At 73.9% G+C, this 24966-nt stretch carries 27 protein-coding genes; 14 read left to right on the top strand and 13 right to left on the bottom strand.

What is annotated here, in order from left to right:
* Nucleotides 1-36 precede the first annotated feature (36 nt).
* Nucleotides 37-2232, top strand: coding sequence for a diguanylate cyclase domain-containing protein (locus QOZ86_RS16140; RefSeq protein ID WP_431521227.1), 2196 nt, complete (start codon nucleotides 37-39; stop codon nucleotides 2230-2232).
* A 78-nt stretch (nucleotides 2233-2310) separates the two neighbouring features.
* Here the strand turns inward: QOZ86_RS16140 and QOZ86_RS16135 are convergent, their stop codons facing one another.
* The 6 genes from QOZ86_RS16135 to QOZ86_RS16110 form a co-directional block, all read right to left on the bottom strand.
* Nucleotides 2311-2967, bottom strand: a complete 657-nt coding sequence (locus tag QOZ86_RS16135; RefSeq protein ID WP_284493001.1) for a TetR/AcrR family transcriptional regulator — start codon at nucleotides 2965-2967, stop codon at nucleotides 2311-2313.
* A gap of 143 nt (nucleotides 2968-3110) precedes the next feature.
* On the bottom strand, nucleotides 3111-3899 hold the full coding sequence (locus QOZ86_RS16130) for a TrmH family RNA methyltransferase (RefSeq protein ID WP_284493000.1): 789 nt from the start codon (nucleotides 3897-3899) through the stop codon (nucleotides 3111-3113).
* Between the two features lie 182 nt (nucleotides 3900-4081).
* Nucleotides 4082-4465, bottom strand: a complete 384-nt coding sequence (gene rplT, locus QOZ86_RS16125; protein WP_284492999.1) for a 50S ribosomal protein L20 — start codon at nucleotides 4463-4465, stop codon at nucleotides 4082-4084.
* Nucleotides 4466-4506: 41 nt separating this feature from the next.
* Nucleotides 4507-4701, bottom strand: coding sequence for a 50S ribosomal protein L35 (gene rpmI, locus QOZ86_RS16120; protein ID WP_269194637.1), 195 nt, complete (start codon nucleotides 4699-4701; stop codon nucleotides 4507-4509).
* A gap of 152 nt (nucleotides 4702-4853) precedes the next feature.
* Nucleotides 4854-5447: a translation initiation factor IF-3 gene (gene infC / locus QOZ86_RS16115; protein ID WP_431521228.1), complete on the bottom strand. Its 594-nt coding sequence runs from the start codon at nucleotides 5445-5447 to the stop codon at nucleotides 4854-4856.
* A gap of 411 nt (nucleotides 5448-5858) precedes the next feature.
* Nucleotides 5859-6350: a PH domain-containing protein gene (locus tag QOZ86_RS16110; protein ID WP_284492998.1), complete on the bottom strand. Its 492-nt coding sequence runs from the start codon at nucleotides 6348-6350 to the stop codon at nucleotides 5859-5861.
* A 52-nt stretch (nucleotides 6351-6402) separates the two neighbouring features.
* Here QOZ86_RS16110 and QOZ86_RS16105 point away from each other — a divergent pair, with 52 nt between their 5' ends.
* The 4 genes from QOZ86_RS16105 to QOZ86_RS16090 all read left to right on the top strand — a co-directional run bounded on the left by QOZ86_RS16105 (nucleotide 6403) and on the right by QOZ86_RS16090 (nucleotide 10468).
* Nucleotides 6403-7212 (top strand): MBL fold metallo-hydrolase, encoded by an 810-nt coding sequence (locus QOZ86_RS16105; RefSeq protein ID WP_284492997.1) that lies wholly within the window; start codon nucleotides 6403-6405, stop codon nucleotides 7210-7212.
* 217 nt (nucleotides 7213-7429) lie between these two features.
* On the top strand, nucleotides 7430-7990 hold the full coding sequence (locus QOZ86_RS16100) for a uridine kinase family protein (RefSeq protein ID WP_284492996.1): 561 nt from the start codon (nucleotides 7430-7432) through the stop codon (nucleotides 7988-7990).
* Between the two features lie 67 nt (nucleotides 7991-8057).
* The gene (locus tag QOZ86_RS16095) at nucleotides 8058-9173 is read left to right on the top strand and encodes a uroporphyrinogen-III synthase (protein WP_284492995.1); all 1116 of its coding nucleotides are present in this window, start codon (nucleotides 8058-8060) and stop codon (nucleotides 9171-9173) included.
* 476 nt (nucleotides 9174-9649) lie between these two features.
* On the top strand, nucleotides 9650-10468 hold the full coding sequence (locus QOZ86_RS16090) for a hypothetical protein (protein WP_284492994.1): 819 nt from the start codon (nucleotides 9650-9652) through the stop codon (nucleotides 10466-10468).
* Here QOZ86_RS16090 and QOZ86_RS16085 read toward each other — a convergent pair.
* Both QOZ86_RS16085 and QOZ86_RS16080 read right to left on the bottom strand, forming a co-directional pair.
* Entirely contained in the window at nucleotides 10454-11140 is a 687-nt protein-coding gene (locus QOZ86_RS16085; protein ID WP_284492993.1) for a class I SAM-dependent methyltransferase, read from the bottom strand. The two genes, QOZ86_RS16090 and QOZ86_RS16085, sit on opposite strands and share 15 nt — an antisense overlap.
* Nucleotides 11137-11694, bottom strand: a complete 558-nt coding sequence (locus QOZ86_RS16080; protein ID WP_284492992.1) for an FAD-dependent oxidoreductase — start codon at nucleotides 11692-11694, stop codon at nucleotides 11137-11139. The genes QOZ86_RS16085 and QOZ86_RS16080 overlap by 4 nt, the downstream gene beginning before the upstream one ends.
* On the opposite strand from QOZ86_RS16080, the gene QOZ86_RS16075 reads away from it, so the two are divergent.
* The 6 genes from QOZ86_RS16075 (at nucleotide 11666) to QOZ86_RS16050 (ending at nucleotide 15742) form a co-directional block, all read left to right on the top strand.
* Nucleotides 11666-12028 carry a helix-turn-helix domain-containing protein gene (locus tag QOZ86_RS16075; protein WP_348637985.1) on the top strand — a complete coding sequence of 121 codons (363 nt, stop codon included), beginning with the start codon at nucleotides 11666-11668 and terminating at the stop codon, nucleotides 12026-12028. The genes QOZ86_RS16080 and QOZ86_RS16075 overlap by 29 nt on opposite strands.
* Nucleotides 11947-12351 carry a cupin domain-containing protein gene (locus QOZ86_RS16070; protein ID WP_284492990.1) on the top strand — a complete coding sequence of 135 codons (405 nt, stop codon included), beginning with the start codon at nucleotides 11947-11949 and terminating at the stop codon, nucleotides 12349-12351. The genes QOZ86_RS16075 and QOZ86_RS16070 overlap by 82 nt, the downstream gene beginning before the upstream one ends.
* A gap of 131 nt (nucleotides 12352-12482) precedes the next feature.
* Nucleotides 12483-13277 (top strand): TetR/AcrR family transcriptional regulator C-terminal domain-containing protein, encoded by a 795-nt coding sequence (locus QOZ86_RS16065; protein WP_284492989.1) that lies wholly within the window; start codon nucleotides 12483-12485, stop codon nucleotides 13275-13277.
* Between the two features lie 142 nt (nucleotides 13278-13419).
* Nucleotides 13420-14208 (top strand): DUF2382 domain-containing protein, encoded by a 789-nt coding sequence (locus tag QOZ86_RS16060; protein ID WP_284492988.1) that lies wholly within the window; start codon nucleotides 13420-13422, stop codon nucleotides 14206-14208.
* A gap of 123 nt (nucleotides 14209-14331) precedes the next feature.
* The gene (locus QOZ86_RS16055) at nucleotides 14332-14955 is read left to right on the top strand and encodes a hypothetical protein (protein ID WP_284492987.1); all 624 of its coding nucleotides are present in this window, start codon (nucleotides 14332-14334) and stop codon (nucleotides 14953-14955) included.
* Between the two features lie 127 nt (nucleotides 14956-15082).
* Nucleotides 15083-15742 carry a GNAT family N-acetyltransferase gene (locus tag QOZ86_RS16050; protein ID WP_284492986.1) on the top strand — a complete coding sequence of 220 codons (660 nt, stop codon included), beginning with the start codon at nucleotides 15083-15085 and terminating at the stop codon, nucleotides 15740-15742.
* Here the strand turns inward: QOZ86_RS16050 and arfB are convergent.
* Both arfB and yidD read right to left on the bottom strand, forming a co-directional pair.
* Nucleotides 15739-16173: an alternative ribosome rescue aminoacyl-tRNA hydrolase ArfB gene (arfB, locus tag QOZ86_RS16045; RefSeq protein WP_284493022.1), complete on the bottom strand. Its 435-nt coding sequence runs from the start codon at nucleotides 16171-16173 to the stop codon at nucleotides 15739-15741. The genes QOZ86_RS16050 and arfB overlap by 4 nt on opposite strands.
* A 33-nt stretch (nucleotides 16174-16206) precedes the next feature.
* The gene (gene yidD, locus QOZ86_RS16040) at nucleotides 16207-16701 is read right to left on the bottom strand and encodes a membrane protein insertion efficiency factor YidD (protein WP_284492985.1); all 495 of its coding nucleotides are present in this window, start codon (nucleotides 16699-16701) and stop codon (nucleotides 16207-16209) included.
* Here yidD and mmuM point away from each other — a divergent pair.
* Nucleotides 16691-17629, top strand: a complete 939-nt coding sequence (gene mmuM, locus QOZ86_RS16035) for a homocysteine S-methyltransferase (protein WP_284492984.1) — start codon at nucleotides 16691-16693, stop codon at nucleotides 17627-17629. The two genes, yidD and mmuM, sit on opposite strands and share 11 nt — an antisense overlap.
* 76 nt (nucleotides 17630-17705) lie before the next feature.
* On the opposite strand, the gene QOZ86_RS16030 is transcribed toward mmuM, so the two are convergent.
* Complete coding sequence (locus tag QOZ86_RS16030; protein ID WP_284492983.1) at nucleotides 17706-18563, bottom strand: SDR family oxidoreductase; 858 nt, start codon at nucleotides 18561-18563, stop codon at nucleotides 17706-17708.
* A gap of 404 nt (nucleotides 18564-18967) precedes the next feature.
* On the opposite strand from QOZ86_RS16030, the gene QOZ86_RS16025 reads away from it, so the two are divergent.
* Both QOZ86_RS16025 and QOZ86_RS16020 read left to right on the top strand, forming a co-directional pair.
* Nucleotides 18968-21538, top strand: a complete 2571-nt coding sequence (locus QOZ86_RS16025; RefSeq protein WP_284492982.1) for a DEAD/DEAH box helicase — start codon at nucleotides 18968-18970, stop codon at nucleotides 21536-21538.
* A gap of 4 nt (nucleotides 21539-21542) precedes the next feature.
* Nucleotides 21543-22127, top strand: coding sequence for a GNAT family N-acetyltransferase (locus tag QOZ86_RS16020; protein ID WP_284492981.1), 585 nt, complete (start codon nucleotides 21543-21545; stop codon nucleotides 22125-22127).
* 30 nt (nucleotides 22128-22157) lie between these two features.
* On the opposite strand, the gene QOZ86_RS16015 is transcribed toward QOZ86_RS16020, so the two are convergent.
* Together QOZ86_RS16015 and QOZ86_RS16010 are read right to left on the bottom strand one after the other, a co-directional pair.
* Entirely contained in the window at nucleotides 22158-23828 is a 1671-nt protein-coding gene (locus QOZ86_RS16015; protein WP_284492980.1) for an alpha-amylase family protein, read from the bottom strand.
* A complete protein-coding gene (locus QOZ86_RS16010) occupies nucleotides 23825-24868 on the bottom strand; it encodes a TIGR03885 family FMN-dependent LLM class oxidoreductase (RefSeq protein ID WP_284492979.1) in 1044 nt (347 codons plus the stop codon). The genes QOZ86_RS16015 and QOZ86_RS16010 overlap by 4 nt, the downstream gene beginning before the upstream one ends.
* Nucleotides 24869-24966: the final 98 nt, after the last annotated feature.

Genomic DNA, 24966 nt, shown 5'->3' with positions numbered 1-24966 from the left:
CTGGCGACGGCGCTCGCTCCCCGCGGTGTGCGCAGCGTGTTCCAGCCCATCGTCGAGCTCGACACCGGCCGCGTCGTCGCCTACGAGGCGCTGGCCCGCGGGCCGCAGGGGCCGCTGGAGCGCCCCGACCTGCTCTTCGCCGCGGCCCGGTCGGCCGGCCGGTTGGCCGAGCTCGACGAGATCTGCCGCGCGGCCGCCTTCCGCGGCGCCGTGGAGCAGGGCCTCCTCGCCCCGCTGACCGTGTTCGTCAACGTCGAGCCCGAGATCCTCGACAGCGCGCCGTTGGACGACCTGCTCGCCATCGCCGAGGGGGCGCCGGCTGAGCTGCGCATCGTCATGGAGATCACCGAGCGAGCGCTGGCCGCCCGGCCGGCCGAGCTGCTGCGCACCGTGGAGCGCGTCCGCGCCCTCGGCTGGGGCGTGGCCGTCGACGACGTCGGCGCCGACTCCATGTCGCTGGCGTTCCTGCCGCTGCTGTCCCCGGACGTGGTCAAACTCGACCTCCGGCTGGTGCAGGAGCGGCCCGGCCCGGCGGTCGCGGAGATCATGAACGCGGTCAACGCCCACGCCGAGCGGACCGGGGCCGTCATCCTCGCCGAGGGCATCGAGACCGAGGCGCACCTGGCCACGGCCCGCGCGCTCGGGGCGACCCTCGGGCAGGGCTGGTTGTTCGGCCGGCCCGGGCCCGGCGCCGCACCCGGACTGGAGCAGGGCGAGCTCCGGCTGCCCGGCGCCGCCCCGGCCGCGCCCATCGACGGCTCGCCGTTCGGCTGCCTGCCGGCGACCGTGCCGCTGCGCCGCTCGGCCAAGTCGCTGCTGATCGAGCTGAGCAAGCAGCTGGAGCGGGAGGCCATGCGGCTGGGCGAGACCTGCGTGGTCGCCGCCACCTTCCAGGAGGCCCGCCACTTCACGCCCTCGACCATCCAGCGCTACCGCGACCTGGTCGAACGCATCGGCTTCGTCAGCGCGCTCGGCGAGGATCTGCCCGTGGAGCCGCTGCCCGGCGTCCGTGGCGCCACCCTCGACCCGGCGGACCCGGTCCGCGGCGAGTGGGACGTCGTCGTTCTCAGCCCGCACTTCAGCGCCGCCCTGCTGGCCCGCGACCTCGGCGACAACGGCCCGGACCTGGAGCGCACCTTCGAGTACGCACTCACCTACGACCGGGCCACGGTGGTCCGGGCGGCGCACGCCCTGCTCACCCGGGTCGCTCCGCGAACCGTGGTCCCTGCGTCGACGGCCGCCGCACGCCCGGCCCGGCCGGATCCCCAGCAGGATGTCCGGCCGCCGGTCGACGTCGACGGCGACGCCCTGCTGCGCCGCGCGATGGCCGCCACCACGAGCGGCGTGACCATCACCGACATGCGGCTGCCCGACCAGCCGCTGATCTACATCAACGAGGCGTTCGAGGAGCTCACCGGCCTCCAGCGCGAAGAGGTGCTCGGTCGCAACTGCCGCTTCCTCCAGTCCCCGGACACCAACCCGGCGGCGGTCGCCCGCATCCGGGCGGCCATCGACCGCGGCGAGGAGTGCCGGGAGACCGTCCTCAACGTCCGCGGGCCGGATCGGCAGCCCTGGTGGAACGAGATCCACCTGGCGCCGGTGTTCGACGCCGACGGCGAGCTCGCCCACTACATCGGGGTCCAGCACGACGTCACGGCGCGGGTCGAGGCCGAACGCGCGCTCCTCCAGGAGCGGGACCGCAACCGGGCGTGCCTGACCCGAATCCAGGAGCTCGCCTACACCGACCCGCTGACCGGCCTGCCCAACCGCCGCCGGCTCGAGGAGCAGGTGGAGACCGCGATCTGGAACGCCCGCGGCAGTTCGGACACCCTGGCCCTGCTGTTCGTCGACCTCGACGGGTTCAAGGCGGTCAACGACCGGCTGGGCCACGCCGCCGGCGACGAGCTGCTGCAGACCGTCGCCCGGACGCTGCGCGGGCGGTTGCGGCGGGGCGACCTCCTGGCCCGGCTCGGCGGTGACGAGTTCCTCGTCGCCCTCACCGGCCTGGACCCCGAGTGCGCCGCGACCGAGGCCCGGCGGGTGGCCGACGAGCTGGCGGCCGCGGTCGGCGCCGGGCTCGAGCTGCGCGGCCGGGAGGTCGTGGTCCGGGCGAGTGTCGGGGTGGGCATCTACCCCCGGGACGGTGAGGAGTTCGCCGCTCTGCTGCACAGCGCCGACGTCGACATGTACGCCCGCAAGACGGCCGGGCGGCCCGCGGTCGGGGTGCGCTGAGCCGGTTCGTCCCTGGCTGCGCCCTTCCCGCCCTCGTGGCGTCGGGCTCCCCCTGCCCGGCCAGCGGTCGGTACCCGGTCAGCTCCGCGGCGGTAGCAGCGTGCCCAGCCCGCCGTCGGCGAGCGCGGTGAGCTGGTCGACCAGGTCGGCGGCGGGGACGGTCCGTGCCGCCGACCACCAGTGCGTGGCCAGCTGGACCATCCCGACGACGCCGTACGCCCACGTCATCGCGCCGTCCGCGGGCCGCTCCGCGTCGGTGAGCCGCTGGGTGAGCAGACCGCCCAGCGCCGTGGCGACGGCGTGCTCGGTGGCCGCGACGAGGTCGGCGCGGCCGGTGCGACCGGCCTGGGCGTAGGCGAACCGGTAGAGCGCCGGCTCGTCCTCGATCAGCGACACGAAGGCGGCGATGACCGCACGCAGCTGCGCCCGGTCGTCGCCCCGGTCCCCGGTCAGCTCCCCGAGCAGCCGGGGCAGGAGGACGGCCTGCGAGATGCGGTCGAGCACCGCGTCGATCAGCTCGTCCTTGTCGCCGAAGTAGCGGTAGATGACCGTCTTCGAGACCCCGGCACTGCGCGCGACGTCGTCGACCGAGAACTCCGAACCGGCGAGCCGGACGGCCTCCACGGCCGCGCCCACGAGGTCCTCGCGACGGGCCCGGCGGTGCTCGGTCCAGCGGGAACGGCGGCCGTCCGTCGGCGCAGGTGCAGTCGCCGGTGCTTCCGCGACCCGTTGCATGTGTTCCACGGTTGCAGCCACCTCTTCCTCGGGCCGTAGTCGACGCCTTCAGGCACCCCGCCGACGACGCCCATCCTCCCGCCCGGACCGGACCAGCTCACTTCGAGGCACCCGCCGCCCGTCCCCCGGGACTCCCGGGCCCGCTACTGCGCGAGCTGGGTGGTGTAGAGGCAGATCGCGGCGGCTGCCGCGAGGTTCAGGCTCTCGGCGCGCCCGCGCATCGGGATCCGCACGCGCACGTCGGCCAGCGCGGCCAGCGACGCCGGAACTCCCCGCGCCTCGTTGCCGAAGAGCCACAGCACCGGCCCGGCGAGCCGGCCGTCATCAGCCAGTTCCGGCAGCTGTGCCTCTCCCCCGCCGTCGGCGGCCAGCACGGTGACCCCGGCCCTCCGCAGCGCCGGCAGCAGGTCCTCCAAGGGGGCGCCGCGGACGACGTCGACGTGGAACAGGCTCCCGGCGCTGGAGCGCACCGCCTTCCCGCCGTAGGGGTCGGCCGAACCCGCGCCGAAGACGACCGCACCGGCCCCGCAGGCGTCCGCCGTCCGGAGCACGGTGCCCGCGTTGCCGGGGTCGGCGAGTTCGGCGAGCGCCACGGCCAGCCGCGGCGGCGCCGCCGTCAGCGAATCGGCGGGGACGTCGCGCAGCGTGCAGACGGCCACCAGCCCCTGCGGGGTGACCGTCTCCGACAGCCCGGCGGCCGCCTTCTCGGTCACCAGGCGGACGGGCGCCGTCGTCCCCGCCAGCAGATCGCGGTGGGCGGCGGCGGCCGCTTCGGTGGCGAAGACCTCGCGGGCGCCGTCGGGTCGGACCAGCGCCTCGCCGACGGCCTGCCTGCCCTCGGCGAGGAACAACCCGGCGGCGTCCCGCCCGGCGCGGCGGGTGAGCTTCCGCGCGGCGGCGACGCGCCCGGAGCGCTCGGTCAGCAGCTCCACTGCGGCGCGTCTCCCGTGACGACGGCAGTCGAGTGCGACGAAGTCGTGGTCATCAGCGTGTGATGGCCACGAGTTCGTCGCACTCGCAGGGGAGTCGGGGCCAGCAGCACACGCGACGACGCCGTCGGGGCAGACCGGGAAGGCCCGCACCCGACGGCGTCGGTGCGCTGCGAGAACCGCACTCAGGCGGCGGCGTCGTTCGCCGGAGCGGCGGCGACGGCCGCGCGGGCGGTCTCCACCAGGGAGGCGAAGGCAGCCGGCTCGTTGACGGCCAGCTCGGCCAGCACGCGACGGTCCAGCTCGATGCCGGCGAGCTTGAGCCCCTGCATGAACCGGTTGTAGGTCATGTCGTTCAGGCGGGCCGCGGCGTTGATCCGGGTGATCCACAGCTTGCGGAAGTCACCCTTGCGCACCTTGCGGTCGCGGTAGTTGTAGGTGGCCGAGTGGAGGATCTGCTCCTTGGCCTTGCGGTACAGCCGGGACCGCTGACCGCGGTAACCGCTGGCGGCCTCCAGGGTCGTCCGGCGCTTCTTCTGGGCGTTGACCGCCCGCTTCACGCGTGCCACGGAAGTGCTCCTGTCTTTCTAGAGGTCGGTGGAGGGGACGCTCAGATGCCCAGGAGCTTCTTGAGGTTCTTCGCGTCGGCCGGGGAGACGACCTGGTCCTGGTCGAGCCGGCGCTTGCGGGTCCCGGACTTGTGCTCGAACTTGTGCTGGTTGTTGGCCTGCTCGCGCATGAGCTTCCCGGTGCCCGTGACGCGCACCCGCTTGGCGGTGCCCTTGTGGGTCTTCTGCTTCGGCATGTCCTCGCCTGTCCTGGTCGTCTTCATGCGGGTCGTGCGGCAGCACGGGGCTGCCGCACGCACCCGGTGGTCTCGGTGGTGCGGTCCTGCGTGGCCCTCCTGCAGGGGCCCGCCGCGAGCGTGCGAGTGGCGGGGGGCAGGAGGGTCCTTCCTCAGGCGCTGGGCGCCTGCTCCGTCGCCTGCTCCTGGCCCTGTTCGCTGGCCTTGGCCTCCCGGCCCTTGGCCGACTGCGCCGCCTGCTGCAGGGCCTGAGCGTTCCGGTGCGGGGCGATCACCATGACCATGTTCCGGCCGTCCTGCTTCGGGTTGGACTCGACGACGCCCAGCTCGCTGACGTCGCCGGCCAGCCGCTGGAGGAGGCGGTAGCCCATCTCCGGGCGCGACTGCTCACGGCCCCGGAACATCACGGTGATCTTGACCTTGTCGCCGCCCCTGAGGAAGCGCTCGACGTGGCCCTTCTTGGTCTCGTAGTCGTGCGGGTCGATCTTCAGGCGCAGCCGCATCTCCTTGATGACGGTGAGCGCCTGGTTCCGCCGGGCCTCGCGGGCCTTCTGGGCCGACTCGTACTTGAACTTCCCGTAGTCCATGAGCTTGGCGACGGGCGGCCGGGCCATGGGGGCGACCTCGACCAGGTCGAGCTCGGAGTCCTGTGCCAGGCGCAGCGCCTCGCCGATCGACACGATGCCGACCTGCTCGCCCTCGGGACCGACCAGGCGGACCTCGGGGACACGGATGCGGTCGTTGATGCGGGGCTCGGTGATGGCCTCTCCTTACGCTGCTGCATGGGAGGAGTCGCTGGCCCGTCCGGGCACCGACGCACAGAAGGCCCCGTGAGCGTCTGCTCACGGGGCCCACTCGCCGGTGGCGCACGACCGGTCAGGGTGCGTGCGTACGCGATCACCGACCGATGGCCGGTTCTCGCGATCCGGGACCTGGGCGCCTGGACGGCGTCAGGTGGGAGCGGGCTCCTCTTGGATCAACGGCCCGGGGCGGGGCCGCTGGTGGTTCGCGCGCCTCGATGTAGCGGGGAGGCACGCCCATGCTACAGCGTGCCGGGCTCCGAGGACATTCCCCCCTCCCCGGTGACGTGCTGGAACGGCCTCCCTGCAGGGGCCCGCGCCGAGCCTGCGAGGCGTGGGGGGCAGGGAGGTCCTTCTTCAGTCGTCGTAGAGCAGCGGCGGCGGCACGGCATCGTCCGCCCGGGCGGCGGCGTGCAGCGCGCGCAGCCCCTCCACGGCCCGCACGGCACGCTCGCCGTCGACGGCCTGCAGGGCGTGCAGCGAGATCTCGTCGCCGTTCTCCAGCAGCAGCGCCCCCCAGGCCGAGGTGCGCTCGAACCGGACCGCCCGCACCCATGCCCACGGCAACTGGTGGTGGACGACGAGGTTGCGGACGCGGACGCCGGCCGCGTCGGCGTCCACCCGGGACCGGCCGAGGAGCACCACACCGGCAGCGAGCGCGAGACCCAGGCCGGCGATCGCGAACTGGTCGACGACCCCGTAGTCGACGACCGTGTTCTGCGTCGAGGGCAGGGCGAGCGCCACCACGGCCGTCACGACGAGGACCACACCCGCGAGCACCACCAGCAGCTGCCGCATCCGGCGGGGCACGGCGGAGACCGCGGGGACGGGATCGGGGGAACCGCTCACGGCCCCATGGTGTCAGCACCGGCGCCGAGCCCGGCTGGCAGAGTGCGGCACCGTGGAGATCACCGGCACCGCCCAGCACGCCGCCTGGCAGACGCGCACCCTCCCGCCGGTGGAGCAGCTGCTGGAGGGCCTGTGGTCGGTGCCGGTCCCGATTCCGCACAACCCGCTGCGCTACGTCAGCGTCTACGCCTTCGCCCTCGACGGCGGCGGGCTGGGACTGATCGACACCGGCTGGGAGAGCGACGCCGGCTGGACCGCCCTCACCGACGGCCTGGCGGCGATCGGCGGGTCGATCGACGACGTCCGCGGCGTGCTGGTGACCCACCTGCACTTCGACCACCTCGGCCTGGCGGCCCGGGTACGTGCGGCCAGCGGCGCCTGGGTGGCGATGCACCCGGCCGATGCCTCCGCCGTCCAGAAGCTCAGCCGCACATCGGCCGAGGACGCCGTCGCCGCCGAGATCCGGTTCCTGATCGGGCTCGGCGCGCCGCCGGAGGAAGCCCGCGCCGACGTCGGCGGGGCGGAGAACCTGTCCGGCTTCCTGCGCATGGCGGTACCCGACCGGCTGCTGGAGGACGGCGACCACGCCGCCTTCCCCGGGTGGTCGCTGCGCGCGGTCCACACGCCTGGGCACACCCCGGGCCACCTCTGCTTCGCCGAGGAGCGCACCGGCCTGCTCTTCTCCGGTGACCACGTGCTGCCCGGATCAGCCCGAACGTCTCGAGCACCCATCGGGGCGAACCCGATCCGCTGCGTTCCTTCCTGGACTCGCTGGCCGGCGTCCGGGACCTCGAGCCCACCGAGGTCCTGCCGGCGCACGAATGGCGGTTCCGCGGGCTGGCCGACCGCGTCGACGCGCTGACCGCCCACCACGAGACGCGCCTGGCCGAGCTGCTCACCGCGATCGGCGCGCACCCCGGCTCGACGCCGTGGGACCTGGCCGCGCACCTCACCTGGTCCCGGCCGTGGGAGCAGTACGAACGGCGGATGCGGATCTTCGCCGTCACCGAGACCGACGCCCACCTGCGGCTGCTCGCCAGCCGCGGGCTGGTCGGGAGCGACGGCGGAGCCGTGCCGACGTGGACGCTGCGACCCCGCTGACCGCAGCCGCGCTGGCCGGACGGGTGCTCGCCGCCTCCCCGCGCCTGGGCGGCACCCGGTTGGTGTGCGTGGACGGGCCGGCCGGCTCGGGCAAGACCACGCTCGCCGCAGGGCTGACCGAGGCGCTCTCCGACGCCGTCACGGTGCACATGGACGACCTGTACACGGGCTGGACGCTCACCGGCGCGGCGGCCCGCCTGGCCGCCGGCGTCCTGCGGCCCCTCAGCGAGGGCCGGCCCGGCGCCTACCACCGGTTCGACTGGGGAACGGGGCGGTTCTCCCCCGACGCGACGCCGGTGCGCCCTCCCGAGGTGCTGGTGGTCGAGGGCTGCGGCAGCGCCTCCCGCAGGGTGGACCCGTGGGCCTCCCTGCGGGTCTGGGTGGAGGCCGAGCCGTCGGTGCGGCTGGCCCGCGGCCTCGCCCGGGACGGCGCCCACGTCGCCGGCGAGTGGCGGGACTGGCGGCGGACCGAGGCCGCGCACTTCGCCGCGGACGGCACCCGCAGCCGGGCCGACGTCCTGGTGGACGGCGGCTCGTGAGCGCGGTCGCCCGGCGCGACGTCGGCAGGAGCGCCGACCATGGGGACGGACCGGCACAGGGGGACACGTGAACGACATCGGCGAGGACGCGGCGGCCGACCGACCGCTGGCGGGCTACACCGTCGCGGTGACGGCGGCCCGGCGCAAGGAGGAGCTCGGCGCCCTCCTCGACCGCCGCGGAGCCCGTGTGGTCCACGCGCCGGCGATCCGGATCGTGCCGCTCGCCGACGACTCCGAGCTGCTCGCGGCCACCCGCCGGGTGCTCGCCGCCCCGGTCGACCTCGCCGTAGCCACCACCGCTGTCGGCTTCCGGGGCTGGCTGGAGGCCGCTGACGAGTGGGGCCTCCCGCTGGTCGCGCACCTGTCCCGCGCCCGCGTGCTCGCCCGCGGCCCGAAGGCGCGCGGTGCCGTCCGGAGCGCCGGTCTGGTCGACGCCTGGTCACCGGGGTCGGAGTCGTCGGGCGAGGTGCTGGAGCACCTGCTGTCCGGGACCGAGGGCCCCCTGGAGGGACGGCGGATCGCCGTCCAGCTGCACGGCGACCCGCTGCCCGAGCTCGTGTCCGGCCTCCGGGACGCCGGCGCGGAGGTGCTCCCGGTGCCGGTCTACCGCTGGCTGCCCCCGGAGGACGTCGCCCCGCTGCACCGCCTGGTGGGAACGATCGTCGCCGGCGAGGTCGACGCGGTGACCTTCACCAGCGCCCCGGCCGCCGCGAGCCTCCTCCAGGTCGCGGAGGATCTGGATCGGCGGGAGGCGCTCGTCGCCGCGTTCGGCGGCCGGGTGCTCGCCGTGGCCGTCGGCACGGTCACCGGCGGCCCGCTCGAGGCGGCCGGCATCGCCTACGTCCACCCGGAGCGGGCGCGGCTGGGGCCGCTCGCGCGCGAGGTGGTCGCGGGGCTGTCCGGGCGGGACCCGGTGCTGCGGATCGGGGCGCACACCCTCCAGGTCCGGGGTCACGCCGCCGTCGTCGACGGGCGCCTGGTGGAGCTCGCCCCCGGACCGCTGGCCGTCCTCCGCGAGCTGGCCCGGCAGCCCGGCCGGCTCGTCGCCGGACCCGATCTGATCACCGCGGTGCCCGGCGGCGACGCGCCCGGGCTGGAAACGGCGGTGAGCCGGCTGCAGGCCGCCCTCGGGGCGCCGCTGGTGGAGACCGTCGGCGAGCGCGGCTACCGCCTGACCACCTGAGCACGCCCGGGGATCGTTCAGCGCAGGTCGAACCGCATCAGCACGCGCGGGAAGCCGTTGAGCACCGGCCCGTGTCGGCCACCTTCGTGAACTCGCCCGCTCGAACACCGTCCGGGTGCCGACGTAGGCCATCGTGAGGTCGACCTTCGTGCCGTCGTCGTCGACCGGACAGCCCTCGATCGCCGGTGCGCCGCGCTCGCGGGCGAACTGCACGGCGCCGTCGGCGACGGGATCCGGTAGCTCAGGCACCAGCAGACGTTCGCGTCCGGTCGCTTCGGGCCGACCATCGTCGCGACGTCGTCGAAGCTGGTCGCGGGCCGCACCTCGATCGCCATGCGGGCATCGTGGCAGTGCCCTCCGACAGCGGGGCCTCCGACAGCGGAGATCCCGGACGACGGAGGACAGGCTGCCCCGCTGTGGTGAGGGCGGTACCGGTCCGCGTGCACGGCGGGGACCGGAACGGGGAGGATCGCCGGGTGAGCGCTGCCCGGAACCCCGTCGAGGAGCCTGCCGTGGAGACCCCCGTGGCCGGTCGTGCGCTGATCGAGGCGGGCAGCCCGGTCGCGGGCTCGATGAGTTCCGCGGCGGCGGCGGTGGTGTTCGAGCCGGCGACGGGTCGCGTGCAGGTGGACGAGCGGATCGCCGCCGTGCTCCGCGCGGCCGCCGAGAACGCCGCCGGGATCCAGGTCGGCCGTGAGCGGGTCCGCGCCGGCGCCGCGCTCGCCTTCGCCGTCGAGCACGCGGTGTCCGTGCAGCGCACCGGCCGGCCGGTGCGCACCGACCGGCACTTCACCCCGCGGCCGGGCAGCCGTCCGGTCGCCGAGGAGCTGGCCGAGGCGGTGGTGACCGCCGCACGGCGGTCCACCGACGAACGGCGGGTGCGGCACCTGGGCTACCTCCTGGCCGAGGTCGCGGTCTCCCCCGACATCGATGCCGAGCTCGTCGGCCGGACGCTGCGGCTCACCGACGGCCTGAGCTGGCGGCAGCTGGCACTGCTGGCCGCCGTCGGCCGCCGGGACCGGGTGCCGCTGCCCATGACACCGCTGGACGACGACCCCCGTGGCTGGGCGGCCTGGGCTGCCCGGGAGGACGTCGCCGACCTGCAGCGCGCCGACCTGCTCGACCCGCCGCCGGCCCAGCCGCGCCCCGGTGGTGCGGCGCTCCCCCGCCTCCGGATGGCCGACCTGCGGCTCACCCGCCGCGGAGTGCTCGTGCACCGCCTGCTGGTGCTCGACGTCCTGCGCGACGAGGCGGTCGCCGCCGCGCTGGCCGACCTGGGCCTACCGCGCTCCTGACCGCCGCGCGACCAGCACGGTGTCCGGCACCGGGTTGCCCGTCCGCGCCGCCGCCCCGGGGTCCCGGTCCCGGGTTCCGGTGACGACGTCGGGCCACTCCCCGGGATCGAGCACCGCCGCGACGTCCTCCGCCGTGTACATCGCGTCGGCGCCGTGCGCGTGGGAGTGCCCGTGGCCCCGCTCCTCGCCGTGCAGGTGGCCGACCACCAGCAGGGTGCCGCCCGGCGCGACGGCCGCGGCGAGCCTCCGGAACATCCCGGCGCGGTCGGACCAGCTCGCGTGCAGGTAGTGCGCCGTCACCAGGTCGAAGCGGCCCTCCGGCGGCGGCCACACGTCCAGGTCGGCGTGCACCCACTCGACCCGGTCGTCGACCGCCCGTTCGCGGCTGCGGGCGGCGGCGCGCTGCAGCGCGACGGGAGAGAAGTCGACCGCCGTCACCCGCCAGCCCCGCTCGGCGAGCCAGAGCGCGTCGCCGCCCTCGCCACTGCCTGCGTCCAGCGCGCGGCCCGGCGTCAGGTCGCCCGCCTCGGCGACCAGCTGCCGGTTGGGGCGGCCGCTCCACACCGCCGGCGCCGAGCGGTACAGCTCGTCGTAGGACTCCCGGTCGACGGCGCTCGTCGGCCCCGTTCGCGCAGGCGGCTGCGTTCCTGGTTCGCTCGCAACCCCGCTCATGCCGCCACGCTCCGCCGTTCGGCCACCGCGCGCCCGGTGTCCTCGGTGGTCAGGTCGGCGTTGATCATGGCGCCGGCCCGGAGCCCCTGGGCCGCCGCCACGATCACCTGGGCGCTGAGATCACCGGCGTTGCCGGCGACCCAGACGCCGGGGACGTCGGTGCGCCCGGTCGGATCGGTGAGCAGGTGGGTTCCCATCACAGTGCCGTTCATCTCCAGCGGCACGGGCGTCGCGCCCAGCCCGGCGAGCAGGTCGGCGTTGGCGCTGAACATCGGCGCCACGACGACCGCGTCCCGCTCGATCACCTCCCCGGACGTCAGCCGGACGGCGGCGGAACCCTCCAGCGCCGCCACCTCGCCGCGCCCGATCGCCACCAGCTCGGCCGGCGGGGTGCCCTCGCGGCCCAGGTAGTTGTGCACGTTGCCGGCCGGTGCGTTCCGCGGCTCTCCCGCGTCCACCACCAGCACGCTACGCCGGGCGCGGGCCAGGGTGAGCGCCCCGCTCAGCCCCGCCGCGCCGCCTCCGATGACCACCACGTCGTACCGCTCGTCCATGCCGACCACTGTCGACCTGGACCGGACTTCTCGGCAACCATCGTTGCCAGGATGGCAAACTCAGCGCATGACCGACGAGGACGTCCTGCAGAAGGTGGGCCCCCGCCTGCGGGCGCTGCGCACCGAGCGCGGGGCCACCCTCACCGATGTCGCCGCCGACACCGGCATCTCGGTGAGCACGCTGTCCCGGCTGGAATCCGGCGGTCGCGCCCCACGCTGGAGCTGCTGCTGCCCCTGGCCCGGACCTACGGCGTGGCCCTCGACGAACTCGTCGACGTCCCGGCGCCGGCCGATCCACGGGTGCACGGGCACCCCATCGAGCGCGACGGCATGACGATGGTGCCGCTGACCCGCCAGGCCGGCGGGCTGCAGGCCTACAAGCAGCTGTTCCCGCCACGCTGGCAGGTCGGCAACACCGAGCAGAAGGTCCACGACGGCTACGAGTGGCTGTACGTGCTCTCCGGCCACATCAGGCTGCTGCTGGGTGGACGCGACTTCGTGCTCGCCCGCGGCGAGGTGGTCGAGTTCGACACCCGCGTGCCACACGCCTTCTCCAACCCGTTCGCCGAGCCCGCCGAGACGCTCATCCTGGTCGGTCCGCAGGGTGAGCGCATGCACGTCCGCGCCAGCCCCGCGGGCCGGCCCTCGTCGCGGTAGAGCGCGGATGGGCCGGTGCCGGCGTCCCGACGTCGGGGTCGGGGCCCGTGCAGCTCCCTGGGGCACCGCGGCCGGTCCGGCCCCGCAGGGAGCATGATCACCGCAGATCGCGCCGACGGAGGGAGCGCACGATGACCGAGCCGGACCCGACCGCCGATCCCGACAGCCCCGAGGGTCGCGGTGGCGCGGCCGCCGCCATCCCGGCCGCACCGCGGGGCGCCGGCCGGGCCGGGCTCGACCGCCGCCGCATCCTCGGCGCGGCGATCGAGTTCATCGACGAGCACGGGCTCGACGCGCTGACCATGCGTCGCCTCGGCGCCCACCTCGGCGTCGAGGCCATGGCCCTCTACCGCTACGTGCCGGGTCGAGAGCAGTTGCTCGACGGCGTGGTCGAGGCCGTCATCGACGAGCTCTACGGCGATCCCGACGTCCACCTGTCGGCCTCGCGCGGGTGGCAGGACTACCTCCAGCGGCTGGCCCACGGCGTCCGGCGGATCGCGCTGGCCCACCCGGAGGTGTTCCCACTGGTCGCGACGCGTCCCCCGGCGGCGCCGTGGGTGCGCCCGCCGCTGCGCAGCCTGCGGTGGGTCGAATCGTTCCTCGACGCGTTGATCGACAGCGGGTTCACCCAGGAAGCAGCCGTGTCCGCCTACCGCGCCTACTCCAGCTTCCTGCTCGGCCACCTGCTGCTGGAGGTCTCCCAGAAGGGCGTGAAGATCGGCACCGAGGACCATCCCGACGGGGGTCCGGACGCTGCGCAGAGCACCGACCTCGGCGGCTACCCGACCGTGGTGCGGCTGGCGCCGCTCCTCTCCCTGGACGAGTCCGCCGCCGAGTTCGAGGAGGCGCTGGAGAATCTGCTCGGACGCCTCGAGGTGGTCCTCCGCGAGTCGCGGACCCCCCGTCGCGGGGATCCGCGCTCCTGACGGCCGCGCGGTCCCCGAGCTCTCCCGGCGTGACTTGTTTACGGTGTAAATGCGTGGGCACCGACGTGGAGGCCGCGCCCCGGGCACAGCTGCCCGGGGACGGCGCCACCCCACACGTCACCCATCTCCGGGAGCCATGCGCATGATCACCGAGCAGCAGCTGAACGCCGTCATCGGCAGCACCGCCGTCGGCCCTGACGGCAAGCTGGGCAAGGTCGGCGAGGTCTACCTCGACGACGAGACCGGCCGCCCCGAGTGGGCCACCGTCCGCACCGGCCTGTTCGGCACCAAGGAGGCCTTCGTGCCCCTGGCCGGCGCGGACATGTCCGGCGACGAGCTGCGCGTGCCCTACGACAAGGACAAGCTCAAGAACGCGCCGCACATCGACTCGGAGGGGCACCTCTCCCCCGCCGAGGAGACCGAGCTCTACCGGTACTACGGACTGGAGACCGCCGAGAGCGCCACCCCGGTCCTCACCGACACCACGACCGACACCACGACCGACACCAGCGCGCGCGGAGCGGTCGGGCACGACACCTCCGGCCCCACCACGGACGACGCGATGACGCGCTCGGAGGAGCAGCTCCGGGTCGGCACCGAGCGCGTGGAGAGCGGCCGCGCCCGGCTGCGCAAGTACGTCGTGTCGGAGACCGTCACGCAGACCGTCCCGGTGACCCACGAGGAGATCCGCGTCGAGCGCGAGCCGATCACCGACGCCGACGTCGGCAACGCCCTGGACGGCCCGGCGATCTCGGAGGAGGAGCACGAGGTCGTCCTGCACGGTGAGCGGCCGGTCGTGCAGAAGGAGGCCGTGCCGGTGGAGCGCGTCCGCCTCGACACCGACACCGTCACCGAGCAGGCCACGGTCGACGAGCAGGTGCGCAAGGAGCAGATCGAGCTGGACGGCGACGGCACCGCACCGCGCCGCTGACCCGCCGGCACTCCCCGGCCGCGCATCCGGGCGCACCCGTGGCGACCCGGGTGCGCGGCCCCGTCGCACCCCACCCCAGCCGGCGCCCGCCGCCTGCCCACCCTCCCCGAGGAGTCCTCCGCCATGTCCAGCGCAGCTTCCGCACCCGGTGACGACGCCGGCCTCCACCCCGACGGGGCGCACTCCACCCGTGGGGTCGCCCGTGACGCGGTCGACGCGCAGCACTCCCGCTACGGCGGCATCAAGTGGGGATCGGCGTTCTTCGGCTGGCTCTCCGCCAACGGCCTGGCGGTGCTGCTCATCGCCCTGCTGAGCGCCGCCGGCGTCGCCCTCGGCCTCACCCAGGGCATCCCGTCCACCGACGCGGCTGCCCAGGAGGCGAGCACCATCGGCATCGTCGGCGGGATCGTCCTGCTGGTTGTCCTCTTCCTCGCCTACTTCGCCGGCGGCTACGTCGCCGGCCGGATGGCGCGCTTCGACGGTGTCCGCCAGGGCATCGCCGTCTGGGTCGTCGGGCTGCTCGTCGTTCTCGCGCTCGCGATCCTGGGGCTGGTCCTCGGCTCCGAGTACAACGTGCTGCAGCAGCTGAACCTGCCGCGCATCCCGATCGACGAGGGCACCGCCACCACCGCCGGCATCATCACCCTCGTCGCCATCCTGCTGCTCACGCTGCTCGGGGCGATCCTGGGCGGCAAGCTCGGTGAGCGCTACCACCGCAAGGTCGACCGCGCCGGGTTCGACGTCTGAAAGGACCCCCTCCTCCTCCCGCCTCGCTCCGCTCGGCGCGAGCCTCTGGAGGGGGCCGTCCCCGACGGGGGCCGCCCTGCCCGGGGCGGCCCCCGTTCGCATGCCGGTACCGTGGTCGAATGCCCGGGTGACCCAGGGACCCACCATCCGGCGGATCGACGATCCGGACGATCCGGGGCCCGACGTCCGGCTCGCCGAGGCACGGGACGTCCCGCCGATCGCCGCGACCCTCACGATGGCGCTGGCCGACTCCCGCTGGACCCGCTGGGCCCTGCCCGACGACGGCCGGATGCAGCGGCTGACCCGCCTGCACGAGCTGGACGCCGGGCATCGCGGGGTGGCCACCCGCACGGCATGGGTGACCGAGGACCTCAGCGCGGTCGCGGTGTGGGAGCCCCCGGCCGGGGCGTCGGGTACCCGGCCCCTGCCCGACGACGTCCGAGCGGCGCTGGCCCGTGAGCTGCCTTACCTGGCCGCCTCCCGGGCCCGCGTGGTCGCCGAGACCGAGGCGTTCGTGACCGCCGCCCGGCCGGACACCGCGCACTGGTGGCTGCGTCACCTCGGGGTGCGCCCCTCGGCCCGGCGCCGTGGCCTGGCCGCGGCCGTGCTCGCCCCGGTGCTGGTCCGCTGCGACACCGAGAAGGTGCCGGCCGCCGCGGCCGTGTCCAGCTGGGCGAACGTGCGGTTCCTGCGGGGATTCGGCTTCCAGGTGACCGAGACGACGCGCACCACCGACGACGAGCTGCCGCTGTGGGTGCTGGTGCGGGAGCCGCTCTCGCTCAGTTAGTCCCAGGAGCCGCGCTGCTTCTTCAGCTGGCCCCGCTGCTTCTTGGCCTGGATCCGCCGTTCCTGCGAGCCGCGCGTGGGTTTGGTGCGGCGGCGGGCCGGGGCGGGCGGGGCCAGGGCGGCGCGCAGCACCGCGGCCATCCGCTCGCGGGCGGCCTGCCGGTTGCGCAGCTGCTGGCGGTGCTCGCTCGCGGCGATGGTCAGGACGCCTTCGACCAACCGGTCACCCAGCCGCGCGGCCAGGCGGGCGCGGTGCGGGTCGCTGAGACCTGGGAGCTCGAGCGGGGCGACCGACAGCTCCACCCGCGAATCCGCGGTGTTGACGCCCTGGCCGCCGGGCCCCGACGAGCGGGAGAACCGCCACGACAGGGCTCCCGCGGGCACGACGACGGAGCCGGTGACGGGCAGGTCACCGGAGGCGTCGTCGGTCATGGGCACCGGCACAGTCTGCCCGGTGGGCAGCGTTCAGCCGGCCGGGACCGGGTCCGGGCCACCCCGCGCACCCGGGCGGCAGCGGACCAGCCGCCGCAGCGTCAGCCAGGAGCCACGCCGGGCACCGTGGGTCTCCAACGCTGCCACCGCGTAGGTCGAGCACGTCGGCGTGAACGGGCAGCACGGTCGGCGCTTCGGGCTGATCTCCCGCTGGTAGAAGCGGACCGCGGAGACCAGACCGGCCCCGAGCCCGCGCCCCCGGGCACCGGCCCGGACGGCGGGCAGCGACCGCGGGGCCACGTAGAGCAGCTCCATCCCGCAGCCCACCGCGTTGGCCAGGCAGCAACCGGTGTTGAGGAAGAGCAGGTCGCGCAGGCAGGAGTCGTTCCTCCGCCCGTAGCCGTAACCGGCCGGCGGCCCGTACCCGCGGCGGTAGTGGCCGGCGTAGTGCCCGCGGTAACCACCGCCGTAGCGGGGACGCCGCCGTCGACGCCGCGGACCCCAGCCACTGCTCCAGATGAACACCATGGATCGGAAGTACCGCGGGATGATCGGCGGCATGCCTTCCCTCGCGGACGCTGTCGCCGCCGGGCCCGTCGTCCTCGACGGTGGCCTGTCCACCGAGCTCGAGTCGCGGGGCCACGACGTCTCCTCCGCGCTGTGGTCGGCGCGGCTGCTGCGCGACGACCCGGCGGCCATCGTGGCCGCGCACGCGGCCTTCGCCGCGGCGGGCGCCCAGGTGGCCACGACCGCCAGCTACCAGGCGACCGTCGAGGGCTTCGCCGCCGTCGGCGTGGACGCCGACGTCGCCCGGCGGCTGATCGCGTCGTCGGTCGCGCTCGCCCGGGAAGGGCAGGGAACCGGGTGGGTGGCGGGGTCGGTCGGCCCGTACGGCGCGATGCTGGCCGACGGTTCCGAGTACACGGGCGGCTACGTGGCCGAGATGGACGTCGCCGCACTGCGCGCCTTCCACCGACCCCGGATGGAGCTGCTCGCGCAGGCGGGCGCGGACGTCCTGGCCTGCGAGACGGCGCCTGCCGCGGCGGAGGCCGAGGCGCTGCTGCTCACGGCGCAGGAACTCGGCGTCCCGGTGTGGCTCTCGCTCACCACCGTCGTCGACGCCGCCGGGCTGGCGCGGACCCGGCGCGGCGAGCTCGCGGCCGACGTCTTCGCCATGGCCGCGGACGTCGCCGAGGTGGTCGCCGTCGGGGTGAACTGCACCGCGCCCGACGCCGTCCGGCCGGCCGTGCTGGCCGCCGCGGCCAGCGGCAAGCCGGTGGTCGCCTACCCGAACAGCGGTGAGGCCTGGGATGCGACCGCACGTCGGTGGGCCGGGTCCCCCGGGGTCGCCGCCGACGACGCCGTCGCCTGGACCACCGCCGGGGCACGACTGGTCGGCGGCTGCTGCCGCGTCCGCCCCGCAGACGTCGCCGCGATCAGGATGATGATCAGGTGACAGTGATCGTTCCGGGTCCTGGCTCACCACCGGTGGTGAGCCAGGACCCTCACTGTCACCTGATCATCGGGGGCGGTCAGAGGATGGGCCGGCCGCCGGTGACGGCGACGCGGGCGCCGGAGACGTAGGAGGCCTCGTCACTGGCCAGCAGCACGTAGACCGGCGCCAGCTCGGCCGGCTGGCCTGCACGGCCCAACGGCGTGTTGCCGCCGAAGCTCTCCACCTTCTCCTCGGGCATCGTCGAGGGGATCAGCGGCGTCCAGATCGGGCCGGGCGCGACGCTGTTCGCGCGGATGCCCTTCTCGCCGTACATCTGCGCCAGGCTGGCGGTGAAGTTGGCGATCCCGGCCTTGGTCATCGCGTAGGCGATGAGGTTCGGGCTGGGGTTGTCGGAGTTCACCGAGGACGAGTTGATGATCGAGGAGCCCGGCCCCATGTGCGGGATCGCATCCTTGGTGAGGGTGAACATCGCGGAGAGGTTCGTCGCCAGGGTGTGGTCCCACTCCTCGTCGGAGATCTCCTCGAGCGAGGGGTGCGACATCTGGAAGGCCGCATTGTTGACCAGGATGTCGACGCGGCCGAACTCCTCGACGGCCCTGGGGATGATCGTCTTGGCGTGCGCGCGGTCGGAGAGGTCGCCGGGCACCAGCACGCACACCCGCCCCGCCTGCTCGACGTACGTGGCGGTGGCCCGCGCGTCCTCGTGCTCGTCCAGGTACGAGATCAGGACGTCGGCGCCCTCCCGGGCGAAGGCGATGGCCACGGCGCGGCCGATGCCGCTGTCGCCACCGGTGATGACGGCGGCCTTGCCGGTGAGCCGGCCGGAGCCCTGGTAGCTCTCCTCGCCGTGGTCGGGCTCGGGGTCCATCCCCCCGAGGGTGCCGGGAACCCTCTGCTGCTGGGCGGGCTGGGACTCGGGGCGGGGTGACGACATGGTTCTCCTCCGGTGGCCTTCGCGGGGCGGCCCGGGGCTGTGCTCACCGGGACCGTCCTCCGCGCGCCTACCCCGGCGGGACGGCGGGGAACCTGCGTCGTGCGATCAGGCGGCGCGCGCGAGCGTCGTCGCCGCGGGGGGCGCGACCGGCAGCTCCCAGCGCATCTCCAGCCGACGCCGACCGGACGCGTCCATCACCGGAACCCACCGGCACTCCGGGCATTCACTACCGCGCATCGTCCTGCCACCTCTCGTTCACCTGTTGTTCACCTTCCTCCTTCCATCGGCTTGTGCCCCACCGCACACGAGGGTCCGTTACCGAATCGTTACCTCAGCGGGAGACGGAGTCGTTGACAGCGGCGGTCGCGACAAGATCAGCAGCGTCAGGCACGCTGGTAGGCCTGATGACCACGGCACCGCGGCCCAGCACCGCTCCTCCCCTGCTCGGCGACTCCGCCGACCGCACCGTGCTGCGCGCGATCGGCGGCGATCCCGACGAGCTCTTCGCCTCCTTCGCCGCGTGGGCGGAGGAGAGCGGCACGACGCTGTACCCGGCGCAGGAGGAGGCGCTGATCGAGCTGGTCAGCGGGGCCAACGTCGTCCTGGCGACTCCTACCGGCTCGGGCAAGTCGCTGGTGGCCACCGGCGCGCAGTACGCCGCCCTGGCGGCGGGGCGGCGCAGCTACTACACCGCGCCGATCAAGGCGCTGGTCAGCGAGAAGTTCTTCGCGCTGTGCGGCGTGTTCGGCGCGGCCAACGTCGGGATGCTGACCGGTGACGCGTCGGTCAACGCCGGTGCGCCGATCATCGCCTGCACGGCCGAGGTGCTGGCGAACATCGCGCTGCGGGAGGGCAACGAAGGAATCGGCCGCGGACACCCCTTGATAGTCATGGACGAGTTCCACTTCTACGGCGACCCCGACCGCGGCTGGGCGTGGCAGGTGCCGCTGCTGGAGCTGCCGAAGGCGCAGTTCCTGCTGATGAGCGCCACGCTGGGCGACGTCACGTCCCTGCGGGAGGACCTCACCCGCCGCACCGGTCGCCCCACGGCGCTGGTCGCCAACGCCGTCCGCCCGGTGCCGCTGCACCACTACTACGCGACGACGCCGATGCACGAGACGATCCAGGAGCTGCTGGACACCCAGCAGGCGCCCGTCTACGTCGTGCACTTCACCCAGGCGTCGGCCCTGGAGCGGGCCCAGGCGCTGATGAGCGTCAACGTGGCGACCAAGGAGCAGAAGGCCGCGATCGCCGAGACGATCGGCGGCTTCCGGTTCTCCTCCGCCTTCGGGACGACGCTGTCGCGGCTGGTCCGCCACGGCATCGGCGTCCACCACGCCGGGATGCTGCCCAAGTACCGGCGGCTGGTGGAGCAGCTGGCGCAGGCCGGCCTGCTCAAGGTCATCTGCGGCACCGACACCCTCGGTGTGGGCATCAACGTGCCGATCCGCACCGTCGTCTTCTCGGCGCTCTCCAAGTACGACGGCACCCGCACCCGGCTGCTGCAGGTGCGCGAGTTCCACCAGATCGCCGGCCGGGCCGGTCGCGCCGGCTACGACACCGCGGGCACCGTCGTCGTGCAGGCGCCCGAGCACGAGGTGGAGAACCTCAAACAGTTCGCCAAGGTGGCCGACGACCCGAAGAAACGCCGCAAGCTGGTGCGCAAGAAGGTGCCCGACGGCATGGTGCCGTGGAGCGAGTCGACGATGAACCGGCTGGTCGAAGGCGAACCCGAGAAGCTGACCAGCCACATGCGGGTGACGACGGCGATGGTCCTCGACGTGGTCGACCGGCCCGGTGATCCCTTCCTCGCCATGCGCCGGCTGCTCACCGAGAACCACGAGCCGCGCAAGAAGCAGCTGAAGCTCGTCCGCGACGCCATCGGCATCGCGCGGTCGCTGCTGCAGGCCGGCGTCCTGGAACGGCTGCCCGAACCCGAGCCCGACGGCCGCCGCTACGACCTGACGCTGGACCTCCCGCCGGACTTCGCGCTCAACCAGCCGCTGTCGACCTTTGCGCTGGCCGCCATCGACCTGCTCGATCCCGAATCCGACACGTACGCGCTCGACGTCGTCAGCGTCATCGAGGCGACCCTCGACGATCCTCGGCAGATCCTCGCCGCCCAGCTGAACAAGGCCAAGGGCGAGGCCGTCGCGCAGATGAAGGCCGAGGGCATCGAGTACGACGAGCGGATGGAGCTGCTCGAGGAGATCAGCTACCCGAAGCCGCTCGAGGAGCTGCTCGGGCACGCGTTCGAGGTCTACCGGCGGTCCAACCCCTGGGCCGCCGACGGTCAGCTGTCGCCGAAGGCCGTCGTCCGCGAGATGTGGGAGCGGGCCTTCACCTTCCGGGAGTTCGTGAACACCTACGGGCTGACCCGCGCCGAGGGGGCGGTGCTGCGGTACCTCTCCGACGCGTTCAAGGCGCTGCGCTCCGGCATGCCCGCGGCCGCCCGGACCGACGAGGTCAGCGACCTCGTCGAGTGGCTCGGTGAGCTCGTCCGCCAGGTCGACTCCTCGCTGCTCGACGAGTGGGAGCAGCTCACCTCCCCCGACCAGCCGCTCGACCAGCCGGTGTCGGTACCGGCACGGCCGCGCCCGCTCACCGGGAACGAGCGGGCGTTCACCGCCATGGTCCGCAACGCCCTCTTCCGCCGGGTGGAGCTCTGGGCCCGGCGGCGCTGGTACGACCTGGGCGAGCTGGACGCAGGCGCCGGCTGGGACGCCGACCGCTGGGGCGAGCTGGTGCAGGGTTACTTCGCCGAGCACGCCGAGGTGGGCACCGGCGCCGACGCCCGCGGGCCGGCGCTGCTGATCTGGGACAAGGCCGAGCCGCGGCTGTGGCGCGTGCGGCAGATCGTCGACGACCCCGACGGCAACCACGACTGGGGCTTCGACGTCGAGGTCGACCTGGATGCCTCCGACGAGGAAGGCACCGCGGTGATCCGCCTGGTCGACGCCGGCCGCAAGGACTGAGCGGGTGGACCTGCGGCACGCGACCACGCAGCGGCTCGTGCTCGAGGCCGTCGTACCGGAGCACCTGGACGAGCACTACGCACTGATGTCCGACCCGGGCGTGTGGGCGCACCTGCCCTCGGGCCGGCACACCAGCCCCGAGCGGACGGCCGAGGGCATCGCGCACTCCCAGCGGCATTGGGCGCACGATGGACTCGGCTACTGGACGGCGAGGTTGCGCGAAGAGCTGCCGGAAGCCGGGCTGGCCGCCGGTGCGGTGGTCGGCACCGGCGGCTGCGCGGTCCGGGTGGGCACCTCCTGGTGGAACCTCTACTACCGGTTCACCCCGTCGGCGTGGGGCAGGGGCCTGGCCGCGGAGCTGGTGACGGCGGCCCTCGATGCCGCTCACGCCGTCGCGCCCGACCGGCCGGTGATCGCCTCCCTGCTCGAGCACAACGCCGAGTCGCGGGGACGGGCCGAGCGCGCGGGACTGTCACTGGTGTGGCACGGCCCCGACGCCGGCAACCCGGACCCCGACGCCGTCCGCCTGGTCTACAGCGACCGCCCGCTCGACCACGACGTCCTCGCCCGCGTCACCGCGATCGCCTGACCGGCGCCGGCCGCCGGTGACACGACGGCATCAGGCCAGGCGGCGGCTGTCCTGGCTCACCACGCGCAGCCACCGGTAGCCGTAGCCCTCCAGCGGGATCTGGACCGTGCCCGTGTCGGAGACCGGCACCTCGCCCGGCTGCAGCAGGTCGACCAGCCGGTGCGAGGAGTCGCACCCCTCCAGCGTCAGCGGCACCGTGCGGGCCTCCGGGCCGAGATTGTGCAGGGCGACCAGGGAGCCGTCGTCCCAGCTGCACCGATGGGCCAGGACCTCGGGGCAGGGCTGGTCCAGCACCTGGAAGCCGCCCCAGCCCAGCTCCGGGGACTCCCGGTACCGGCGGATCAGCAGTTTCATGAACGACAGCAGCGAGTCGTGGTCGTTGCGCTGGTCGGCCACGTTCACGAACTCGGGTGCGAAGCCGCCGCTCACCACGGGGCCCGGCAGCTTCCCCGGGTCGGCGGCCGAGAAGCCGCCGTTGCGCCCGGCGGTCCACTGCATCGGCGTGCGGACGGCGAGCCGCCCCTCGGCGTCGAGGTCCTCCCCCATCCCGATCTCCTCGCCGTAGAAGAGCACCGGCGTGCCGGGCAGCGAGAACAGCAGGCTGTAGACCATCCGGACCCGTCGCGGATAGCCGTCCAGCATCGGTGGCAGCCGGCGCCGCAGCCCGCGGCCGTAGACCTGCATGCGCTCCTCGGGACCGAACGCGGCGAACACCTCTGCCCGCTCGGAGTCGCTGAGCTTGTCGAGGGTCAGCTCGTCGTGGTTGCGCACGAAGGTGGCCCACTGCGAGTCCGGCGACAGCACCGGCCGGCCCTGGAGCGCGGCCGCCAGCGGCCCGGCGTCGGCCCGGGCCAGCGCCAGGTAGAGCGCCTGCATGCCGTTGAAGTCGAACTGCATGGTCAGCTCGTCGCCGTCCGGCCCGCCGAAGAACTCCAGTTGCTGCTCGAACGGGAGGTTCACCTCGCCGAGCAGGACGCCGCTGCCCGACCGGCGGCCGACCAGCGAGCGCAGCGACCGCAGGTACTCGTGCGGCTCCGGGAAGGCGCCGTCGTCCGCCCCAGCCGTCTCCAGGAAGAAGGGGACGGCGTCGACCCGGAATCCGTCCAGGCCCAGCTGCAGCCAGAAGCCCATGATCTTGGCGACCTCGTCGCGGACCCGCGGATTGGTGACGTCGAGGTCGGGCTGCTCCTTGTAGAAGCGGTGCAGGTACCACTCCCCCGTCGGCTCGGACAGGGTCCAGATGCTGTCCTCCTGGTCGGGGAACACCACCTGGTCGGAGGTGTCCGGTGGCGGGTCGGAGCGCCAGACGTAGAAGTCGCGGTACGGCGAGTCCTTCGACGCCTCGGCCGACCGGAACCACGGATGCTTGCGTGAGGTGTGGTTGACGACGAGGTCGGCGATCACCCGCATGCCGCGGTCCTTGGCGGTCCGGATGACCTCGACGACGTCACCGTGGGTCCCCAGCCGGGGGTCGACGCCGTAGAAGTCGGTGATGTCGTAGCCGTCGTCGCGTTCGGCGGTCGGGTAGAAGGGCATCAGCCACAGGCAGGTGACGCCGAGGTCGGCGAGGTGGTCGATGCGATGCGCGAGCCCCTCGAAGTCGCCGATGCCGTCGCCGTTCCAGTCCAGGTAGGTCTCGACGTCGAGGCAGTAGACGACGGCGTTCTTCCACCACAGGTCGCTCGTGTCGGTGATCTTCACGGTGCCGGCACCGGGTCGAGGTCGGGACGGCGGTTCTCGGCCGGTCCCGGGGGATCGATGGCGACCACCGGCGCCGGCGCCGTGACCCCCAGCTCCGGCAGCACCTCGGCGCCGAACGCGTCGAGGAAGGGCCGCTGCTCCTTGCCGACGTGGTGCAGGTAGATCTCGTCGAAGCCCAGTTCCACGTACTCCTGCAGCCAGGCGGTGTGCTGCCCGAGGTCGGCCGAGACCCGCACCGCCTCGGCAACGCCCTCGGGGGTCACGTGCGCGCTGGCCTGCTCGAAGGCCTCCGGGCTGTCGAGGTCCCAGCACAGCGGGGGCGGGAAGACGTTGCTGCGCCACTGGTCGTGGGCGATCGCCAGCGCCCGATCCAGGTCGGGATCCCACGACACGTGGACCTGCAGCGCCAGCGCCCCCTGGCCGCCGGCGTCCCGGTAGGCCGCGATCAGCTCGCGAAGCTTGTCGTGCGGCTGGTTGATGGTGACCAGTCCGTCGGCCCAGTCGGCGCCGTTGCGGGCGGTGGCCACGCTGACCGCGGGGCAGACGAGCGCCGGCTGCGGATCGGCCAGCGTGTAGATCATCGCGCGGTCGACGGTGACCAGGCCGTCGTGACTGACCTCCTCGCCGGCCAGCAACCGCCGGATCACGTCGACGCACTCCCGCAGCCGGGCGTCGCGCACCTCCTTGCGCGGCCACACCTCGCCGGTGACGTGCTCGTTCATCGCCTCCCCGCTGCCCAGCGCCACCCAGAACCGGCCGGGGAACATCGCGCCGAGCGTCGCGATGGCCTGGGCGACGATCACCGGGTGGTACCGCTGGCCCGGTGCGTTCACCGCCCCGAAGGGCAGGGACGTCGTCGCCATCGCCGCGCCGAGCCACGACCACGCGAAGCCCGACTCGCCCTGGCGCGGATTCCACGGCGTCAGGTGATCGGAGCACATCGCCGCGGTGAAGCCCACCTCCTCGGCGTGCTGGACCGCTCTCAGCAGCTCCGCGGGGTGGACCTGCTCGTGCGAACTGTGGAACCCGAGAACGGTCATGAAGTCCTGCCTACCCAGGATCGGGCGCCACGGCGACCTCAGCCGGCCGTCCAGCCCTGGCCGGAACGGACGGGTGGTCGGGTGTGAGCTGATCGACA

It is taken from the genome of Blastococcus capsensis (assembly GCF_030165005.1).
Lineage (GTDB): Bacteria > Actinomycetota > Actinomycetes > Mycobacteriales > Geodermatophilaceae > Blastococcus > Blastococcus capsensis.
This window is presented reverse-complemented; position numbering and strand designations above follow the sequence as displayed.

Coding starts and splice junctions, on each gene's coding strand:
- QOZ86_RS16025 (WP_284492982.1), top strand. CDS start 18,968: ATGACCACGGCACCGCGGCCCAGCACCGCTCCTCCCCTGCTCGGCGAC.
- QOZ86_RS16075 (WP_348637985.1), top strand. CDS start 11,666: ATGACCACCACGTCGTACCGCTCGTCCATGCCGACCACTGTCGACCTG.
- QOZ86_RS16135 (WP_284493001.1), bottom strand. CDS start 2,967: ATGCAACGGGTCGCGGAAGCACCGGCGACTGCACCTGCGCCGACGGAC.
- QOZ86_RS16030 (WP_284492983.1), bottom strand. CDS start 18,563: ATGTCGTCACCCCGCCCCGAGTCCCAGCCCGCCCAGCAGCAGAGGGTT.
- arfB (WP_284493022.1), bottom strand. CDS start 16,173: ATGACCGACGACGCCTCCGGTGACCTGCCCGTCACCGGCTCCGTCGTC.
- yidD (WP_284492985.1), bottom strand. CDS start 16,701: ATGGTGTTCATCTGGAGCAGTGGCTGGGGTCCGCGGCGTCGACGGCGG.
- QOZ86_RS16080 (WP_284492992.1), bottom strand. CDS start 11,694: ATGGACGAGCGGTACGACGTGGTGGTCATCGGAGGCGGCGCGGCGGGG.
- QOZ86_RS16085 (WP_284492993.1), bottom strand. CDS start 11,140: ATGAGCGGGGTTGCGAGCGAACCAGGAACGCAGCCGCCTGCGCGAACG.
- rpmI (WP_269194637.1), bottom strand. CDS start 4,701: ATGCCGAAGCAGAAGACCCACAAGGGCACCGCCAAGCGGGTGCGCGTC.
- QOZ86_RS16065 (WP_284492989.1), top strand. CDS start 12,483: ATGACCGAGCCGGACCCGACCGCCGATCCCGACAGCCCCGAGGGTCGC.
- QOZ86_RS16010 (WP_284492979.1), bottom strand. CDS start 24,868: ATGACCGTTCTCGGGTTCCACAGTTCGCACGAGCAGGTCCACCCCGCG.
- mmuM (WP_284492984.1), top strand. CDS start 16,691: ATGAACACCATGGATCGGAAGTACCGCGGGATGATCGGCGGCATGCCT.
- QOZ86_RS16055 (WP_284492987.1), top strand. CDS start 14,332: ATGTCCAGCGCAGCTTCCGCACCCGGTGACGACGCCGGCCTCCACCCC.
- QOZ86_RS16060 (WP_284492988.1), top strand. CDS start 13,420: ATGATCACCGAGCAGCAGCTGAACGCCGTCATCGGCAGCACCGCCGTC.